Genomic DNA, 19175 nt, shown 5'->3' on the forward strand with positions numbered 1-19175 from the left:
ACCTATGGCCAGCCAGCGATTGAACCGACGATCTTTTCTCCGCGGAGCGGGCGCACTGCTCTCGCTGCCCTTCCTGGAACAATTGGCCCGGGCCCGCACCGGTTCGGTGAAACCCCCGCTGCGTTTCGGCATCTTCACCGTGACCGGCGGCACAGTTCTGGAATCGTGGAAACCACCCGCGGCCGGGACGCTCACCAAACTCCCGTCGATTTTGAGTCCGCTCGAGTTTGCCAAATCCGATCTCCTGTTGCTCTCGGGCTTATCGAATCACGGTCGCTCGGAGGGGGGCCTCAATGCGCACGAGCACTGTTCTCTAACGCATCTGACCGGGGCCCCGCTCGTCCGACGAATCGGCGGAAAGTTCGTGGCGGCGACTTCCATCGATCAGGTCGTCGCCAATAAACTGGGTGGCGAAACCCTGATCCCTTCGCTGCAAATCGGTCTTGCCGGGGCGGAGAACAAATATTCTTTCCGAACGCCCGATTTGGCGCTGCCCACGGAAGCCAATCCCCGTCTGGTCTTCGATCAACTGTTCCGGAATCGCAAAGCCATCGTGCCGAACTGGCCGAACCGCGCTCGAAATTCCGAGAAGACCGTGGGCGATAAACCCCAATCGCCGAACCCGGATCGTTCCGTTCTCGACCTGGTTCGCGAGGAAGCCCAGGATCTCAAACGGAACCTGGGGTACGGAGATCAGATTCGACTGGACCAGTATCTGGAAAGCGTGCGCGCCATCGAGCGGCGCATCGATTTTCTGGAACATCGCCAGCTCCTGGAAGCCAAGGATGCCTTGAACCCCGGCCCGTCGAAATTGATCGAAGTTTCGGGATTACCGGCCGAGAATACCCCGGTCTGGAAAGTGACCCAGCCGGTCTCACGGGATCCGGAACGGCACGAAGAATATATTCGCCTGATGGCCGACTTGATGGTATTGGCCTTCCAGACCGATAGCAGCCGCGTCTGCCTTTTTGCCTGCGGCAGCGACGAAGCGAACTTCCCGGGCGTCGTCACGGTGGGCTACGAGCGCCACTGCCACACCCTCGAACATCAAGGAAATGCCGACAAGGTGGAAAACGCCGACCCGATTGCTCGGGAAGCCCTGCGGCAGATTCATGCCTGGTACACGCGATTATTTGCCGAAATGATCCGCAAAATGAAGTCCATCGACGAAGGCGGGTCCTCCTTGCTCGACAACACTTTGATGCTTTACACTTCCTATATGGCCGACGGCGGCCACGGCATGAACAATTACCCGGTGCTGCTCGCGGGCAATGCCGGTGGCACGCTGAAAACCGGCCGGCATATCGAATTCAAAGCTCAGACACCGATGGCCAATCTCTACCTCGAGATCACCGACCGGTTCGGCCTCAAATTACCGAACTTCGGCGAGAGTCACAATTCGCCGCACCAAGCGTACGACGGACGACTTCCCGGGTTGAACGGTTGATCCCTGGAAGCGCAGAAGGCGGGATACGATGTCGAAGAAAACGATCTTCCTCGCGGCGGGACAGGACGGCCTCCGAACCTCTTCGGAGGATGGTCTGATTTGGTCGAAACCGCAAACGGGTAAAGAGGGAGAATATTATAAAGCGATCGCTTTCGTGAACGGCATTTGCTTAGCCGCCGGTTCCTATGGTGGCGACAACATTCTCTCCGTGACTCGCGATGGGCAAAGTTGGAAGACGATTCTCAAAAAAGCCGAATACGTGAACTATATCCGCGGTTTGGGCGTCGATGACAAGCGATTCATCGCTCTGGGCGGCGATCCCGGAAGTGTCGGCAACTCGCGAACGTTCGTGATGCTTTCCCAAGATGGCCTAGATTGGTCCGAATCAAAATTGGTGGGCGGCAAGCATCTTTTACGACGCCTCGCCCGCGGCGGCGGACGTTTCGTCGCCGTGGGTGATCGAGGTCGCCGGGCCACCTCGGCCGATGCCGTGACCTGGACCGATGCCCCAGAGGTCAAGGCCCTCGATACCCTCGTCGACGTCACTTTCGGGAACGATGTATTCGTGGGGGTCGGGCTGCATGGCTTGCGCATGTGCAGCCGCGATGGCCTGAAGTGGACGGATCGCCAAGCCGGCGAAGAGGGCGAACACCTCAATTCCGTGGTTTGGGCCAAGGATCGGTTTGTGGCCGTCGGACCGACGGCTACCTTCACTTCTCTCGAGGGCAAGCGTTGGGAAAAAACGAAGAATGACAACGCCCCGCAGACAATCTGTTACGGCGCGGGCAAGTTCGTCGGTCTCTCGTGGAAGGGAAAAATCCATTTCTCGACGGACGCCGTCCACTGGAAGCTAGCGGCCAAGTTCGATCAAAATCTGGAAGCCGTGGCTTTTGGGGAAGTCGAAACTTCGCCTTGAGTTTTCGCAAAGCCTGCCATTTTTGAACCGGCTCGTGTTAGTTACCCGGGCCCTGGGCAACTCGGCTTCGTTCTTCTAACGACTTGTGGATCGCTCTTTCGGGAATCAAGGCACTTTCCCAGGAAGTATTCGTCACTAAATACCAATTTTTTCGGAAGCCTTTTGATCGCTCCACGCCCACCATCCCTCCAGTCGCTTGTCAGGAGTTTTCGAAAGTCGAGTTTCGCATTCTTCCGACAATCATTTCTCGGTTTCCCGTCCTGCGCGAGTGGCCAAGAAAGGACAATAAGGATTGAGGTGACGCGCCCCACGCACTCAACGAATTCCACTTCCCTGAAGAGTGGGAAGGAAAGTGCGTGGAACTCGTCTCCCGAACTCGGATTGAGTCTACTGAAAGCGGGAATAGGGACATGAAAAAAATTGCTTTGGGAACTCTGTTTTTTGCCCTGCTCGTCGTTCTGGGTCTCTCGGTGCCTGGCTCCCCTCCGGTCGAGGCCAAAGCCATTTCCGGGCCACAAAATCCCCAGGGAAATCCTGTCCGAGAGGTTCGGGAAATTCCCAAAATCGAGCCCAAAGCAGACGAGTATTTGAAAGCGATGTCCACTTATCTGGCCAATCTCAAAACGTACTCTTTTCAAGTCGAGGAATCGTTCGACGAAGTGGAAGAGGATGGCCAGAAAATTCAGATGAGTAATCAGCGCCACCTGTCCGTAGTGCGGCCCAATAAAGTTTTCGGAGAAGACCTGGGGGACTCGATCAATTCTTCGTTCTACTACGATGGCAAAACCGTGAGCGTTTACGATCGGGGTCAAAAAACCTACGCCACCGAAAAAGTGCCCGGCACTATCGATTCGATGTTGGAAGATCTCCATACCCGATTCGACACGCATCAGACGCTGGCCGATTTTCTATTTTCCGATCCCTACAAGATGTTTACGGAAAACTTGCTGACCGGTACTTACGTCGGATTGCATCAGGTCGGCAAAGTGAAGTGCCATCACCTCGCCTTCCAACAGAAGCTGATCGATTGGCAGATCTGGATTGATTCCGGCGATCAGCCGTTGCCGCGCAAATTCCTGATCACCTTCAAACGCCAAATGGATGAACCGCAATACTCCGCAACGATTAATCACTGGGATGTGAATCCGAAACTCAGCGACACGCTCTTTCAATTTCAGCCCTCGGAAGGGGTTCGCAAAGTCGATTTTCTCTACCGGCATGCCGAGTCCGAGGCTCGGATCAAAGCCGGCGGCAAATCAGGCGACCGATAGCACGTAACGGGATCTGACTTCCGAGGAAAAAGATCTTTCGAATTTCTGGAGTTGATTTACCGCATGAAAGCAGCGCGATCATGAAACGCATCTATCTATGTTCCGGTTGGCTGGTTCTAGCTGTATCCGTGGGTCTCGCGATAACGAGCCCTCTGACCGCCCAACGCGGCGGTCGGGGCGGCGGGGGCCATGCCGGTGGAGGGGGCCATGCGGGCGGAGGTGGCCATGCCGGCGGGGGTGGTCACGCGGCCGTGCACACCGGTTCGGTCCACTACGGGGGAGCGTCTCGAGCACAAATCGCTCCCGGATTTCGCGGCGGAAATCTCGGCGGCGTTCGAGCCCGCGGCGGGATTTCGCGGGGAATCGGATTCGGGGGCGGCTCCCGCGGTTCCGTCTACTACGCCGGCTCCGGCTTTGGCGGAGGAGGTTATCGGAATCCCTATCGCAGTGAATACTTCAATCGCTTTCGGGTCGGCTACTTCCCCTATATCTACGAGGGGGCTCAGTACTACGCTTATAACGACCTGCCGGTCACGTATCAAATCGTCGTGATCAATGGGATCACCTATTACGTGGCCGATGGAATCTATTACCAGGCCTACATCAACAACGGGCAAACCGTCTATGTGGCCGTCCCCGTCCCAGAATAATTCCCCTTATACCCAAGACTCTGGGAGTAGGCCCGCGACTTCCAGAAAACCGTGGGATTTCGTCGCAGTCGAGTGCGTGCACAAGGCTTACCGACCCGATCCAGATGTCCCTTCCGACCAATCGAATATCTATCGGAATCTCAAATAGCCCTGAGAAAATCCACTTACGCAAAGACTTCTCGGACGATCCGTCCCTGAACATCGGTCAGCCGGAAGTCGCGACCGGCGTGCCGGTAGGTCAGCTTTTCGTGATCCATGCCCATCAGAGCGAGAAGGGTCGCATGCAGATCGTGCATATGCACTTTATTTTCCACCGAGTAGTAACCGAACTCATCGGTTGCGCCGTAAACGCTGCCGGCCTTCACGCCGCCCCCGGCCAGCCACATACTGAAAGCGTGCGGATTGTGGTCCCGGCCATCCCCACCTTGAGCGGTTGGAGTTCGTCCGAACTCACCCCCCCAGAGAACCAGCGTATCTTTGAGTAGCCCCCGCCGCTTGAGATCACTGAGTAGGCCGGCGATCGGCTTATCGACTTCCAGGGCATTTTTCGCGTGATCCTTGCGAAGCTCGCCATGCTGATCCCATTTGTAGCTGTGGGACACCTGGACGAACCGAACCCCGGCCTCGGCAAAGCGGCGGGCCAGCAGACACTGTCGGCCGAAATTCTCGGTGGGCTTCGATTCGTCGATGCCGTAAAGGGCCAGCGTCTCTTTGCTCTCCGAGGCGATATCCATCACCTGGGGGGCTTCCGCCTGCATCCGAAAAGCCAGTTCAAACGCGTCGATTCTTCCTTCGAGGGCGGCATCCCGACCCGTTGATTCCAGTTGACGGCGATTCATCTTCGCCAGGAAGTCCAACTGGATCCGCTGTTGATCGCGGGTCAGGCCCTGAGCAGAAATATCATTGATGCGGGCGTCCTTGCAGCGAATACCCGAATGACCAATCGGTGTTCCCTGGAAGGCCGCGGGTAAAAAGGCGCTGCTCCAGTTCTGAACTCCGCCGTGACCCAAGGTGGGACAGATGGTGATGAAACCGGGCAGATTCTGATTCTCGGTCCCCAGACCGTAGGTCACCCACGAACCCATGCTCGGTCGCACAAAAGTATCGGATCCGGTATGCAACTGCAACAAGGCGCCGCCGTGGGCGGAGTTGTCGGCGTGGATCGATCGAATCACACAAAGGTCATCGGCCAGCTTGCGAACTTCCGGGAAGAGATCACTCACCGGCGTTCCGCAGCTCCCGCCGGGTTTAAATTCCCAGGGCGATTTCAACAGGTTTCCTGTGGCCGCAAATTGGACGCGCGGCTTTTGACCCGGAAATGGCTTGCCATCGTATTTGGCCAGCATCGGTTTGGGATCGAAGGTGTCGACCTGACTGGGCCCGCCGTGCATGAACAAGAAGATGATGCGCTTGGCCCGGGCGGGAAAGTGCGGTTTGCGAACGGCCAGCGGATTCTCGCTGGGGGGGGAGTCGGAGCCCGCCTGAGTCGTTTGCGCCAACAGGCTGTTCAGCGCCAGTAATCCAAAGCCGCTCGCCGTCGTGCGGAGGGCTTCGCGACGACTCATCACCGGGGTGAAACGGTTGCAGAAGCTGCGGGACTTTTCCATCGGATTCTCCTCGAAAAGGTCAGAGCGTCATCGACTCAGTCGATGAAGACGAACTCGTTGCTGGCGAATAGAGACTGGGCCAGGACCGACCAGGACTCGAGCGTTTTTTGGGCGGGATCTTTTTGATTCGCGAGCGTCTTCTCGAATGCCTGCAGGAACTCGCGGGCCTGGGCGATTTCTTCGGGGCGGGCCGGACGTCCGAACGCCATTAGATAAGCGAGTTCGACGCGTGCGGCAACTTCCTTCGCGTCCGATTCCCAGATACGCCGGGCAAAAGCTTCGGCCTGTTTCCGCACAAACGGATTGTTCATCAGATACAGCGCCTGCGGGGCAATCACGGTCCGATCCCGGTGCCCCACCATCATGCTGGGATCGGGGAAATCGAAGGTCTGAAAGAACGGAAAGACATTGTTCCGGACGACCGGCAGATAAATGCTGCGCTTGTTCGAGTTGTAGTGGGCCGCGCTCCCCGATTGATCGTTCGTGACATAGTCGAAATTCTTCGAAGGAAGCAGGCTCGTCGCGGGCTGGCGATCCAAGGTTCCGGCCACCGCCAGCATCGCATCGCGCAGCGGCTCGGCCTCGAGGCGCTGCCGGGGAAAGTGCCCGAGCAATCGGTTATCCGGATCCAGGCGCGCCGATGCTTCGTCGGGACGGGATCCTTGCTGATAGGTGGCACTGAGGAGGATGACCTTGTGCAGGTGCTTCACGCTGCCGTTGTGTTCGAGGAACTCCGCGGCCAGCCAATCGAGCAGTTCCGGGTGCGAGGGGCGTTCGCCCAACCGGCCAAAATTGTCCACCGAGCGGACCAGACCTTCCCCGAAGTGGTGCTGCCAAATCCGATTGACAAACACCCGGGCAGTCAAAGGATGCTGGGGATCGGTGAGCCAGCGCGCCAATTCCAAGCGACCGCTACTGGGGCGCGGTGCGCCAAAACGGGTTTTCAGCGGTTCGGGCGCGGCCATACCATTTGGCTTCGTCGAGACGAAGACCGGAGCCGATTCGCCCACCAGGATTCGGGGAAATATCGGCGGGGCTTCCTCGCCGGGCGTCGTGTAGTTGCCGCGGATTTGCACGAACAGATTGCGGGGTTGGGTTCCGTAAGCTCCGGGAGAACCTTCCTCCACACTGAGAACGAAATTCGGATCATAGACTTGGGGTTCCAATTCCTTAATGGCGGCCCGGCGTTTCTCGGCTTCCTGATGGATTTCCAGTCGCTTGGCTTTATTCGTCTCGGGAACTTTCCCAAACTGGGTTTCCAGGTCGCGCAGCTCTTTGCGGACTTTCTCCAAATGCAAATCGGGGACGATCTTTTCGAGATCGGCCGCTTCCTGGCGAAGCTTCTCGATTTTCTGGGTGTAGTCCTTTTTCTTCTCCGTTTCCTTGGCATCCAATTGGGAAAGTTTCTGCTCGAAATCTTTCCGCTCGGAATTTTTCTTCTTGAAGGCTTCGCGGGCCCGGACGATTTTGGGATCTTCCGGCGGACTCAAGGGACGCTCGAAGGCCCGCGCCACGGTGTTCAGATTCTGCATGGTTCGGGTGCTGGTGAAGATGCTCAGCAAGCTATAGTAATCGCGCGTCGGGATCGGATCGAACTTGTGATCGTGGCAGCGGGCGCAGCCCAAGGTCAACCCCAGCAAGCCTTTCCCCAGCGTGTCGATTTGCTCATCGGCGATATCGATGAGCATTTTCTGCTTATCGGGCTCGGCGAGCAGCTTCGGACCGAGCACCAGATAGCCCAGGGCCGTGTACCGATCGGCCTGCACCTTTTGGTCCGCCGAGATCGGCAAGAGATCGCCCGCGATCTGTTCCTGAAGGAACTGGGAGAACGGTTTATCGGCATTGAAGGAGCGAATCACGTAGTCGCGGTACTTCCAGGCGTTTCCGAAAGCCGTATTTTCATCCAGACCGTTGGAATCGGCGTAGCGGGCGACATCCAGCCAGTGGCGGGCCCAGCGCTCTCCGTAGGCCGGACTGGCCAGAAGCCGATCCACCACTTTTTCGAAGGCCTGCGCCGAGGAATCTTTCTCGAATTGCTCGATTTCACTCGGGGTAGGCGGCAATCCGGTCAAATCGAAGGTGACGCGGCGAATGAGTGTTTTCTTGTCGGCGGCGGCCGCCGGCTTCAGCCCGGCGGCTTCGAGTTTCGAGAGGATGAAAGCATCGATGGGGTTCTGCACTCGGCGAGAATCCGGAACCGGCGGCAGTTGTGCCGGTTTGCGGACCGGCTGAAAGGCCCAGAATTTTTTCTGCTCCTCGGAGAACAGTACGCCCGGTTTTTTGGGAGCGGCGTCCTTCGCGTCCGCGGCGGCCTCCGGCCACGGGGCGCCGGCTTGGATCCATTGGCGGATGGCCGCGATCTCGGAATCTTTCAGCTTTCCCCGGGGCGGCATCTTCAAATCGCCTTGGTAGCGGATCACCTCCACCAACAGGCTTTTGTCCGGTTGGCCGGGAACGATGGCGGGGCCGCTATCGCCTCCGGTCAGAAGATTTTGCCGGTTGAGAATCTGGAAGCCCGCTTTGATCTTTTTGGGATCAGCGCCATGACAGGAAGCGCAGTGCTCGACGAAAATCGGTCGAACTTTCTTCTCGAACTGTTCGAGGGCCGCGGGAGACGGCGAATCGGCGGCGACGCTCCCCGAGGCAAAAATCAATAACGCCCACCCGACGACCAGGCCGGAGGAAACGGGGGATAGCTTACAGGGAACGGTCATAGACAAAACCCAAGGGCCCGCCAGAATCGAAGGAGGTATCTAAAGGCGATTCCTCGCCGCTGGAGAGTCCACCGCGCGGTGGAGAGAATCCCAATCGTTGCGAACAGGCCGGAAAAACGCGGAAGGTAGGACTGAAGTCATCGCACCCGGCTCGTCGCTCAATTAATTTTAGCTCCGATTCCCGTTCATTACCAGATCGAAGTTCGTTTTCTTCGAACTGGGCGGTCACTTCGAACATCGTCAACTCTTTCAGGAAGCGCTGGAGACTTTTTTGAAGGAGTTTCCAGAACTCGGGGCTCCGTGGAGAGCCGTGGGGACCATCGACTTCCGAAATCCGGATCAAATAGAGGCTATTGATCCGGCGGCGGGCGGCATACCATGACAGAGAGCGTCCGCGAAGCGGTTCTCGGAACGAGCGATTTTTCGGTAGCGTCGCGATAGATCAGGAGCGTTTTATGCAACTGGGAATGATCGGACTGGGTCGGATGGGGGCCAACATGGTGCGCCGCCTCCTGCAAGGGGGGCATGAATGCGTGGTTTTCGATATGTTTCCCCAAGCGGTGGAAGCTCTGGTGGCCGAGAAGGCCGTGGGGAGTAGCTCCCTCGCCGAATTCGTAAAAAAACTGGCGAAACCGCGGGCGATCTGGCTGATGGTGCCCGCCGGGGTTGTGGACAAATCGATCGCCGATCTCCTTCCGCTTTTGGAAGCGGGCGACGTCCTGATCGACGGGGGCAACTCCTACTACGTGGACGATCTGCGTCGGGCGGAAGCGCTGGCTCAGAAAAAGATCGATTATGTCGATGTGGGTACCAGCGGCGGCGTCTGGGGCCTGGAGCGCGGCTACTGCATGATGATCGGCGGCCCCGACGCCGCCGTGCAGCGACTCGATCCCATTTTTAAAACCTTAGCACCCGGTTCCGCGGACACCCCGCCCACCCCGGGCCGATCGGTATCCGGCTCGACGGCCGAGGCCGGGTATTTGCACTGCGGCCCGTCCGGGGCCGGGCATTTCGTGAAGATGGTCCACAACGGCATCGAGTACGGGTTGATGGCCGCCTACGCCGAAGGCTTAAGCGTTTTGAAAAGTGCCAATATCGGACATCGCGAGCAGGCGACGGACGCCGAGACCACTCCGCTGCGAAATCCGGAGCATTACCGCTACGATTTCAATTTGCGCGACATCACCGAGGTCTGGCGCCGGGGGAGCGTCATCTCCTCCTGGCTTTTGGATTTGACCGCCGCCGCCTTAGTCAAGGATCCCACGCTGGCCCAGTTCTCCGGGCAGGTCTCCGATTCGGGAGAAGGACGCTGGACCCTTCAGGCCGCGATCGACGAAGCGGTGCCGATGCCCGTGCTGACCGCCGCTTTGAATCAACGCTTCGCGTCCCGCGGCGAGGCCGATTTTCAAAACAAGCTGCTTTCCGCATTGCGCTTTCAATTTGGCGGTCACCACGAAAAGAAGTAGAACGGCCCTGCTTACCGTTTAACGCATCGCCCGGCCTAGCCCAGCCGACGTCCCCTCGCGTTTTTCGACTTCCGGCGGCCGCGAAGTTCCCGATCGAGGACCCCCGCTGTCCTCGATCAATTCGATTGCAAGCGAAGAATTTCGTGGGAAAGTTGTGGGGCGGGGCTTACCCGGCGGCCACCGCGTCCAACACTTCGCGGACCTTTTTGGCCAGGACCAGCGGCGTAAAGGGCTTTTGCAGAAACGCATCGGTCCCGTGAATCACCCCATGCCGCAGGACTGCATCGTCGGTGTAGCCGCTCATGAACAGCGCTCGCAGGCCGGGCCGGCATCGCCGGACTTCCTCGAGCAATTGTCGGCCGCCCATCTCGGGCATGATCACATCGCTCAACAGCAAATGAATCTCGCCCGGGTGCGACTGAATCAACTGCAGGGCGGCCGCGCCATGCTCGGCCTCCAGGACCGTATACCCCTTGGTTTCCAGGGCCAGTCGGGCGATTCGCCGGACGGTCTTTTCATCTTCGACCAGGAGCACCGTTTCGGTCCCGCGGGTGTCCGCGGCCACTGTCTCGGGGACCGGGGCCACCTGCGCGGGACTGACTAGAGGCAGGAGGATATGAAAAGTCGTCCCGGCCCCGACCGAACTCTCGATCGAAATCTCGCCGCCCCCCTGATTGATCACCCCGTGCACCACGGCCAAACCGAGACCGGTCCCCTTCCCCACCTCTTTGGTGGTGAAGAACGGTTCGAAGATTTTCCCCTTCACCTCCTCGGTCATGCCCGATCCGGTATCGCTCACCGACAATCGGACAAATCGGTTCGCGTCTCCCTCCCCCAGGACTCTCGCCGAAGTCTCGATCGTCAACCGGCCTCCCCGGGGCATCGCATCCCGGGCATTGACGACCAGGTTCATCAGGACCTGCTCGAACTGGCCGGGATCCACCTTCACCGGCGTCGGCGTCGGTGCAGTAATGACCGCCAGAACGATGTCCTCGCCGATGAGCCGCCGCAGTAACTTGGACGACTCGGACACCAATTCATTGAGATCGATGACTTTCGGTTCGATCATGGCCTTGCGACTGAAGGCCAGCAGTTGCTGCGTCAGTCGAGCCGCCCGTTCGCCCGCATCCCGAATGGTGGAGACCGATTCCCGCCGCGAGTCGCCGACCGGCAGGTCCGACAACAGCAGCAGATCGCAGTAGCCGTTGATGACCGTCAGCAGGTTGTTGAAGTCGTGGGCCACGCCGCCGGCCAGCCGACCGATCGCTTCCATCTTCTGAGCCTGGATAAATTGCTCTTCGAGTTGCTTCCGCTCCGTGATGTCCTGCAGCGAGCCACGGATCTGAACGACCTGGCCGTTCTCCACCGTCGGCCGGCAGATCGTGCGAACCCATTTGCGACTTCCGGTCGCGGAGACGAAAGGCAGTTCCAAGTCGTACGGGGTCCCCGCTTCCATGGCGAGCTTCAGGGCGACGGTGAGCTTCTCGCGATCGGCCGGTTCAAAGAAATGCAGGCTATCCTGCACTCCCGGCGCCGCTCCCACCGCCAGATCGAGGATGCGGGCGATTTCCGCCGTCGAGTTTCCTTCCATGGTTTTGGGATCGAACCCCCATCCCCCCACGTGGGCCATCTCCGCGGCCTCGCGCAGTAGCAATTCCTGATCGCGCAGTTTCTTTTCGACCTGGACTTTTTCGGACAGATCGCGCAGGACTACCAGGGATCCTTGCGATTGCGGACCCGGGAGCGGAACGGCCCGCGCCTGAACCGGGACGCGCTGGCCATCGCGGCGCAGGATCGATTGTTCTTTCCCCGGGCGGTCGCGATCCTGGGCGAGCATTTCGAGGCGCGCTTCGCGAGGAAGCGCCGCCGGCTCTAGCGGAAGTAAGTGAAACAGGTTGAGACCGAGCAACTCTTCCGAGGCCGCCGCGCCGAGCAGTTGCACAAAGGCCGGGTTGCAGTAGACGATTTTCGATTCCGATTCGACGACGAGCGCATCGGGCAACATATCCACCAGTTGCCGGAATCGCTCTTCGCTTTCGCGCAGCGCTTCGGCCGCGTCGTGGCTCTCGGTGACGTCCAAGGTGGCTCCGACCGTGCGCAAAGGTCGGCGTTCGGAACCCACCACCTCGTAACTGGTCCGCGACTTGGTCGTCAACCAGCGGATACGCCCGTCGGAGGGCCGGATCAAGCGATGTTCGACGTCAAAGCGTCCATCGCCGGCCGGATCGTGCGCCTGACGCACTGCGGCTTCGATTGCGGGACGATCCGCCGGATGAATCAGGTCCAGATAGGCCGGCAGACTGGCGGGCGCTTCGGGATCGAAGCCATAGATTTCCCGGAGCCGGGCCGACCAGAAGAAGCTGCCGGCCGCATGATCATGTTCGAATACGCCGAATCCGGCGACCCGCGCCGCTTCGTTCAGGCGTTCCTCACTGGCCCGCAAGGCGTTGTCCATCTTCTTTCGAGCAGTCACGTCGCTGATATAACCATGCCAGAGCAACGAGCCGTCCGGCAGTCGTTGCGGAACCGAGCTCCCTTCGATCCAGATCTCCCCCAGCTGGGGGCTATTCACCCGATATTCGTCCTTCCATAAAGTCATCTCGCGGGCCGATTGAGCGATGCTCGACCGCACTTGATCGACGTCCTCGGGGTGGATCGTTTCGAAAATCCCGGAGGCATCTCGGGCGAGATCCGCCGGCGAAAGGCCATAAATCGGCTGGATGCGGGGACTGGCATACGGCATGGTGACCGTTCCGTCGGGAGCCAGATGAAAAGAACATATCGCTAGCGGAACGGCCTCCATCAGCTTTTCGATCCGGTTGCGTTCCTCTCGCAGAGCCCGTTCCGCCTGAAGCCGTTCCGTGATGTCCAGCGCCAGTACCAGTCGCGACCGACTGCCGGGCTCCGCCAGTTGGTGGACGAAGACTTCCGCGTCGAATTCCGATCCCTCTTTCCGCCGATGCCGCCAGGCGGTGGAGCGATTCAGACCCTCGGTCAGTTCCGCGATACTGGATTTCAATCGCGGGAGCTCTTCGGGAGGACGGATATCCTGAATCGTCATGGTCAGGAACTCTTCCGGAGAATAACCGTAGAAGCGTACCGCGGTCTCATTGACGGCCAGGAACCGGAGGGTATCCGCATCGTAGACCCACATCGGATGCGGATTCGAATCGAACATCAGTCGATACCGCGCCTCACTGGCTCGCAGGGCGGCCTCGGCCTGCTTGCGTTCGGTGATATCCGCCGCCACCACGACCGCGCGCAGCGGTCGTCCTTCGACAAAAGTGACCTGCTTGCGAATGTGCAGCCAGCGTATCGTTCCATCGGGGAGCCGCACGCGATGCTCCTGCTCGAACCAGCCCGGTCCCGCCGGGTCCAGCGCCTGCGCCGTCCAGTGATCGATTTCCGATAGATCTTCCGGATGGAAACGAGCGTGCAGTTCCGCCCGGGGGACCGATCCGGCCGCGGCAAAGCCGTACAGTTCCGCCGCCCGGGCCGAAAGTGCGGCGGTCTGAGCTCCGTAATCGACTTCGATAATCCCCAAACCGGCGACTTCCACCGCGGCTCGGAGTTTGTTCTCGCTCTCCCGGGCGGCCAGCTCGGCGCGCCGTTGGGCCGTGATGTCCTGGTCGATACCCTCGACCCGCCGCAGAGATCCCGAAGAATCGCGCGTCGCCCGCGCCTGGCTGTGAATCCAAATGACGGTTCCATCGGGTCGGAGGATGCGGAGTTCATTCTCGAATTCCTCGGCCCCCGCTTGCATTCTTTCCACGCGGGCCAGAGCCACGGCCCGATCGTCCGGATGCAGCAACTTCAGAAATTCTTCGAAACTGGGTCGGACGACTTGAGGATCGGCTCCGAAGAGATCAAAAAGAGCTTCGGACCACCAGACTTTACCCGTCGCCGGTTCCCAACTCCAGCTCCCCAGACGAGCGATCTTCTGCGCTTCGCGCTGCCGTTGCTCGCTTTCCCGGAGCGCCTCCTCCATTACTTTGCGATCCGAGATATCCCGCGAGATCCCAATCAGGCCAATCACCTCCCCGGCGGCATCCCGATAAGGAGCCTTGGTGGCCAGATAAGTGGCGGTCCTTCCCGGAGAAGCGAGGGTCTCCTCCAAAGTGGTGGGCTGGGCCCGCGCGATCACCTCCCGGTCGATTTTGGAAATTTGCTCGGCGGACACCGGATCCAACAGTTCCCGATTGGTGCGTCCTACAATCTCTTCGATGGTTCGACCGATTAAGCGGGCGGCCGCGGCGTTGACGAGCAAGTGTCGGCCGGCGACATCTTTGACAAATACGGCATCGGTCGTCCCATTGACCACGGCTTCCAACAGTGATCGGGACTTTTGATGAGCCGACATTTCGCGCCGGAGGAGCCAGTAGAGCAGCGCGGCGCTGACGCCGAGGAACAGAGTCCCTTTGCCCGCCGCCGCCAGAAACCCCCGATCGTCGGTATAGCCCAGCCAGACCAGCATGCGATCGCTCAGCCAGATCCAGAGGAGTCCGAACAGGAGGTACAGAGCGGAAATGCGTCCCGGAGTTCGATGGAGTTCACTTTTCAACCGCGAAAGATTCGACATGCTTACGATCAATCCGAAGGGCGCTGGAAGAAGGGGCGGCCGCGCTGCGGGCCACGAACGCGCGGCCTTACAAACTTAGGACATCGAAGTCCGGGAGTCCACTGAGATTTGGGACGGGATGGGATAGATCCGGGAAAAGTGCCTTTTCTGGGGGGAATTCACTTTTTTGGGGTACTCAAGAAGCCTAGGCGCCGGCGTCCGTGCCGGCCCGCTTCTATTTCTTCGGATAAACGATTTTGGTCGTGCCGATCTGGCCGTTGAATTTGAACGGAGCGAGATCGTAGTAGTCGAGCGCGACCGGTGACCCCAAATCGCTACCAATATCCAGGCAATCGTTGGTGCCAAAGTGAGTTTGTGCCGTAATCGGGACTTTGCCCTCGGCCATCATCTTACCGTTCACCTTCAGCGTAACCTGCATCGGTCCGCCCATTTTGGCGGTCAACTTCGATTCGACTTCCAGCTGGATTTTGCCAGGTGGAAGTTTCTCTTTGCTGCGGATCTTGGTCCGATCAATCTCGAAGAGGTTATATTCGTAGCAGAGAATCCCCTCTTTCATGTAGCAAGTCAGTCCGCCCGCAAAACCCGCCAGCGAATAGAGCACGCCATTCGCATTCGCTGGAATTTCCAAATCCATCGTCACGATGCTGTTAAACTTGCCGAGTTTGGGCGCGGCGGGCTCCGGCATGCGATTCATCGGCCCGGTAAAAGTCCATTCCTTATAGGGGGTCGAGGGGGCGTCTTCGGGATGGTACAATCCGGTGGACCACATGCCGCCGCCGATGGGGAGGTTCTTGTTCTTGGCGGATTCCACCAGAAAGAGCTCTTTCATTTGCGCGAGCTTTGCCGGCATCTTTTCCGAGAGATCGTCGGCCTGGCTCCAGTCCGTCTCCAGATTATAGAGTTCCCACTTATCCTTTTCCGGGGACCATTCCTTGATGCCCGGGGGCAGGCCCTGAACCCAGGGTTCGCGCGGTCCAAAAGCGCAGGCATACCAGCCGTCGTGGTAAATGCCGCGGCTGGCCATGATGTCAAAAAACTGCGTCTTTTTCCGGCCCGGGGCAGCGGCATTCCCGAAGGTATAGGCCATGCTGAGGCCATCGAAAGTATCCTGCGGAACACCGTTTACAAGACGGGGCGGTGTAATTTTGGTGACCTCGTAGATCGTCGGCACGACATCGTTCACGTGGTGAAACTGGGCTCGCGGTGTGGCATCGGGTTTAATGCCCTTGGGCCAGGAGACGGCCAGAGGTTGGCGAGTCCCGCCGAAATGCGCTCCCACTAACTTCGTGGATTTATACGGGGTACTGCCCGCCCAGGCCCAACCGGCGTGGTACATATTGTCGGCTTTCGCGGTGCCGAGCACTTTCAGACCGCCGAGTTCCTCCAGCGCTTGAATGTGCTGCGAGATTTTGCTGGGAATCCCATTTTGGGCCAGCTGTTCGCTGAGAGTTCCGTTTTGCCCTTCGGCCGAGGAGCCGTTGTCTCCCCAGATGTAGAAAATTAAGGTGTTGTCGAGTTTCCCCTGTCGTTCGATTTCATCGATCACTTTCCCGGCGTGGTAGTCGGCATGCTCCGCGAAGCCGGCGAAGACTTCCATCAATCGTCGCTGGAACGGTTTTTCCGCTTCCGGAATCGATTCCCAGGAAGCCAGGGAGGCGGGCCGGACCGTGAGTTTGGCGTCCTGGGGAATCCAGCCCAGTTCTTTTTGCCGCGCAAAGGCGCGTTCGCGATATTTATCCCAGCCGTCGTCGAATTTGCCTTTGTACTTATCCGCCCACTCGTTGAAAACGTGGTGCGGTCCGTGGGCCGCTCCCGGCGCCCAGTACATCAAAAAGGGCTTATCGGGACCGTAGGCATTCTGTTCGCGAAGCCACTTGATGGCGTCTTCCGCAATATCTTCGGTCAGGTGATAGCCCTTGCGTTCGATTTCTTCCGGTTTCACGTAGGTGGTATTGCGAACCAGCTGCGGCTCATATTGCGAGGCTTCTCCCGCCAGGAAGCCGTAGAAATATTCGAAGCCGTAACCGGTGGGCCAGTTGTCGAACGGCCCCTTGGAGGTGATCGCTTCTTCGGGCGTATTGTGCCATTTGCCCCAGGCACCGGTGTTGTAACCGTAGTTTTTCAGGACCTCGGCCACCGTCGCGGAGGACTTGGGAATAGTTCCGCTGAAGCCGTCGAAATCGTTCGCAAGTGCCGTGATCTGGCCGTTGCAAACGCGGGTGTGATTGCGGCCGGTGAGTAAGGAGGCCCGCGTCGGCGAGCACATAGCCGTCGAATGGAAGCGGTTGTACGAGATTCCCGCTTTCGCCACCCGGCTGAGTGTGGGGGTGTGGATTTCGCCGCCGTAGGTGGAGGGCGTTCCAGGGCCCAGGTCGTCCATCAAAATGATCAGAATGTTCGGAGCCCCCTCCGCCAGCCGCTTGGGTTCCACCCGCTTCTTGTAAATCGAATCCTGCATGGTCAACCCCGGCGTCGAACCGGAGGGGGTCGGCGGAAATGGCAGAATGGACCCGTCGATCGCGGGAGCGAACGCCGTCGGCGCTTCGGACTTCTGGACCTGGGCGAACAGGTCGCCGAGACCTCCGGAAGCTGTCCAATACCCAAAGAAGCCGCCGAAAAGAAGCAGCCCGAGTACGGGCCAGTTTTTGCATTTCATGGCGTATCTCTCGATGTTGGACTTGATGACGAACGACCCCGTTGCAATTTCTCAAGACGGACCACGGATCCCAGAGCCGTAGACTTCGCGAAACTCGAAGGCTCAGAAGCATGCAGGCCCCGAAGCACTTCGGGGCCTTCCCCAAAAGTCGGTGCGGACTAAGGTTTTAAGGGCTCAAAAGGGAACACTTTCTTCCAATCTTTTTTCATGTCCACGACCGTCCAGTTTCGCTTCGGGGCTTCATCGAGCCCTCGATCGAGTCGGCCGAGGGCGGCTTGGCGATCGTAGGCATACTCCCGCTCGGCGTCAGTGTGGTGGACCAGCAATCCGAAGCGCGGCCCTGGGGCCGAAGTGGTCCATTCGAGCATTTCGAAATCGCCGTCCGAGTTGCCGAAGGCCATGACGGGGCGGCGGCCGATGAAGCGGTGGATGGCCACCGGTTTCCCGGCTTTATCATCGTTGAAATCGAGTTGCGGCAACCGCCTCAAGACCGGTTGGCCGTTGCGGAGTTCGTACTTCACTTGGATACTGCTCCCCATGACCTGTTCGGGAGGGATGCCGTAGGCTTTTTCCATCCAGGGCCGCATGAATTCCACTCCGCCTCCGGAGACGACGTAGGTTTTGAAGCCCTTGGCCCGCAGATACGTCAGCAGTTCGAGCATCGGCTGATAAACCAGATCGGTGTAGGGCCGCTTGTACTTGGGATGTTTCGCGGTGGCGATCCAGTCCTTGACGACGGATTCAAATTCGTCGGTCGTCATCCCCGCATGGGTGGTCATCATCAGTTCCAGCAGGGCTTTCTCCCCGCCTGCGAACACGGCCTTTAGGTCTCCTTCGAGTACGGCCTTAAAAGGTTGTTTCTCTTGCCATTCCGGGTGCTTTGGGGCCAGGGCTTTGACGCGGTCGAGGGCAAAGAAGAGTTGGACGGGCAAAGGCCGCTCGCACCACAGCGTGCCGTCGTTGTCGAACGTGGCGATCCGTTCGCTGGCGGGAACGAATTCTGGAGAGCCTTCCTGGGTCACTTTCGCGACGAAATCGAGAAGGGATTGTTTGGCTTTACCTTCATTCCAAGAAGGCAACGGGTCGGCGGAGGCCGAGGTCCACAACAGCTTCTGAGCCGTTCCGAACTCACCGAGTTGGTAAACGTCGACCGAACGAGCCTGGAAGGTGAACGACTGGAACGGCTCGGATTGGAGCTTGTTGAGAAACGATCGAGTGCCCAGGCCGATGGTCACATGCGGGTTGTAATTCTGGCCGCTATACTTAGGAACAAATGAAGTAACATAGTCGACAGTCTCTTTTGCTTGTTCGATCGTTTTGCCATCGGGCCGGAGTGCGAACGATTCTGGGGTACCCTTGCCTACATTAAACGGAGCAATAGCATCGATCAACTTCAGTTGAAGACGCAGCAAGTCCTGAGTCGGTTCGATTACGATCCCAGCCAGCCCCAATTTATTGACGGGAATATCATAGTACCCCTTCGCCTTTAACTCCCAAGTTGTGGGGTTTTCGTCCTTCAAGACCTTGGCAACCGCCGCGTTCACTTTGTCCAAATCTCTTGTCCAGACGAACCTCTGAACAACAGTGACGTGAGGGTTGTGCAGAGCGTCGAGTTCAAACCCTTTCGGGTAGTCGGCGCGAAGCTGGGCGTTAACCGCTTTTGCACGGTCCATCATGACTTGATCGGGAGCGAGCAGGATATCGATCGCCGTCACTTCGGATGCGAGCTTAGAATCTTGCCCGGATACCAGATTTGATGCAATCAAAATGAAGGCGATCACGATGCCAAGTCGTAATCTCAATCGCATTTATAATACCTTTCTGCACTCTTCGAGAATGATCAGACCGAGAAGAGCCGGCCGGTTCAAA

The 19175-nt window shown here is 58.7% G+C and carries 11 protein-coding genes and 1 pseudogene; 5 read left to right on the plus strand and 7 right to left on the minus strand.

What is annotated here, in order from left to right:
* Positions 1–4 precede the first annotated feature (4 nt).
* From KIH39_RS07460 to KIH39_RS07475, 4 genes are all read left to right on the plus strand, one after another.
* On the plus strand, positions 5–1447 hold the full coding sequence (locus KIH39_RS07460) for a DUF1552 domain-containing protein (RefSeq protein WP_213498694.1): 1443 nt from the start codon (positions 5–7) through the stop codon (positions 1445–1447).
* A gap of 28 nt (positions 1448–1475) precedes the next feature.
* Positions 1476–2363: a beta propeller repeat protein gene (locus KIH39_RS07465; protein WP_213498695.1), complete on the plus strand. Its 888-nt coding sequence runs from the start codon at positions 1476–1478 to the stop codon at positions 2361–2363.
* Positions 2364–2773: 410 nt separating this feature from the next.
* Positions 2774–3634, plus strand: a complete 861-nt coding sequence (locus tag KIH39_RS07470; RefSeq protein WP_213498697.1) for a DUF2092 domain-containing protein — start codon at positions 2774–2776, stop codon at positions 3632–3634.
* Between the two features lie 80 nt (positions 3635–3714).
* The gene (locus tag KIH39_RS07475) at positions 3715–4284 is read left to right on the plus strand and encodes a hypothetical protein (RefSeq protein ID WP_213498698.1); all 570 of its coding nucleotides are present in this window, start codon (positions 3715–3717) and stop codon (positions 4282–4284) included.
* 164 nt (positions 4285–4448) lie between these two features.
* Here KIH39_RS07475 and KIH39_RS07480 read toward each other — a convergent pair whose 3' ends face one another.
* From KIH39_RS07480 to KIH39_RS07490, 3 genes are read right to left on the minus strand one after another with little or no spacing between them, the layout of a single operon-like run.
* Positions 4449–5891, minus strand: coding sequence for a DUF1501 domain-containing protein (locus tag KIH39_RS07480; RefSeq protein ID WP_213498700.1), 1443 nt, complete (start codon positions 5889–5891; stop codon positions 4449–4451).
* Between the two features lie 35 nt (positions 5892–5926).
* Positions 5927–8605 (minus strand): DUF1553 domain-containing protein, encoded by a 2679-nt coding sequence (locus KIH39_RS07485; protein ID WP_213498702.1) that lies wholly within the window; start codon positions 8603–8605, stop codon positions 5927–5929.
* Positions 8589–8843: a hypothetical protein gene (locus KIH39_RS07490; protein ID WP_213498704.1), complete on the minus strand. Its 255-nt coding sequence runs from the start codon at positions 8841–8843 to the stop codon at positions 8589–8591. Before KIH39_RS07490 ends, KIH39_RS07485 begins: the two co-directional genes overlap by 17 nt.
* A gap of 217 nt (positions 8844–9060) precedes the next feature.
* Between KIH39_RS07490 and gnd the strand changes: the two genes are divergently transcribed.
* Positions 9061–10071, plus strand: a complete 1011-nt coding sequence (gene gnd / locus KIH39_RS07495; RefSeq protein WP_213498705.1) for a phosphogluconate dehydrogenase (NAD(+)-dependent, decarboxylating) — start codon at positions 9061–9063, stop codon at positions 10069–10071.
* A 166-nt stretch (positions 10072–10237) separates the two neighbouring features.
* Here gnd and KIH39_RS07500 read toward each other — a convergent pair whose 3' ends face one another.
* The 4 genes and pseudogenes from KIH39_RS07500 to KIH39_RS26970 form a co-directional block, all read right to left on the minus strand.
* Entirely contained in the window at positions 10238–14650 is a 4413-nt protein-coding gene (locus KIH39_RS07500) for a PAS domain S-box protein (RefSeq protein WP_213498706.1), read from the minus strand.
* Positions 14651–14864: 214 nt separating this feature from the next.
* Positions 14865–17306 carry an arylsulfatase gene (locus KIH39_RS07505; RefSeq protein WP_213498708.1) on the minus strand — a complete coding sequence of 814 codons (2442 nt, stop codon included), beginning with the start codon at positions 17304–17306 and terminating at the stop codon, positions 14865–14867.
* A gap of 158 nt (positions 17307–17464) precedes the next feature.
* Positions 17465–18415, minus strand: a complete 951-nt coding sequence (locus KIH39_RS26965; protein WP_390623696.1) for an HAD family hydrolase — start codon at positions 18413–18415, stop codon at positions 17465–17467.
* Positions 18416–18532: 117 nt separating this feature from the next.
* Positions 18533–19114: pseudogene (locus tag KIH39_RS26970) on the minus strand (2'-5' RNA ligase family protein); the annotation flags it as partial.
* Positions 19115–19175 lie beyond the last annotated feature (61 nt).

Source organism: Telmatocola sphagniphila, assembly GCF_018398935.1.
Lineage (GTDB): Bacteria > Planctomycetota > Planctomycetia > Gemmatales > Gemmataceae > Telmatocola > Telmatocola sphagniphila.

Bases quoted from the DNA above. Each gene is read 5' to 3' on its own strand.
- KIH39_RS07460 (WP_213498694.1), top strand. From the start codon at position 5: ATGGCCAGCCAGCGATTGAACCGACGATCTTTTCTCCGCGGAGCGGGC.
- KIH39_RS07465 (WP_213498695.1), top strand. From the start codon at position 1,476: ATGTCGAAGAAAACGATCTTCCTCGCGGCGGGACAGGACGGCCTCCGA.
- KIH39_RS07470 (WP_213498697.1), top strand. From the start codon at position 2,774: ATGAAAAAAATTGCTTTGGGAACTCTGTTTTTTGCCCTGCTCGTCGTT.
- KIH39_RS07475 (WP_213498698.1), top strand. From the start codon at position 3,715: ATGAAACGCATCTATCTATGTTCCGGTTGGCTGGTTCTAGCTGTATCC.
- KIH39_RS07480 (WP_213498700.1), bottom strand. From the start codon at position 5,891: ATGGAAAAGTCCCGCAGCTTCTGCAACCGTTTCACCCCGGTGATGAGT.
- KIH39_RS07485 (WP_213498702.1), bottom strand. From the start codon at position 8,605: ATGACCGTTCCCTGTAAGCTATCCCCCGTTTCCTCCGGCCTGGTCGTC.
- KIH39_RS07490 (WP_213498704.1), bottom strand. From the start codon at position 8,843: ATGTTCGAAGTGACCGCCCAGTTCGAAGAAAACGAACTTCGATCTGGT.
- gnd (WP_213498705.1), top strand. From the start codon at position 9,061: ATGCAACTGGGAATGATCGGACTGGGTCGGATGGGGGCCAACATGGTG.
- KIH39_RS07500 (WP_213498706.1), bottom strand. From the start codon at position 14,650: ATGTCGAATCTTTCGCGGTTGAAAAGTGAACTCCATCGAACTCCGGGA.
- KIH39_RS07505 (WP_213498708.1), bottom strand. From the start codon at position 17,306: ATGAAATGCAAAAACTGGCCCGTACTCGGGCTGCTTCTTTTCGGCGGC.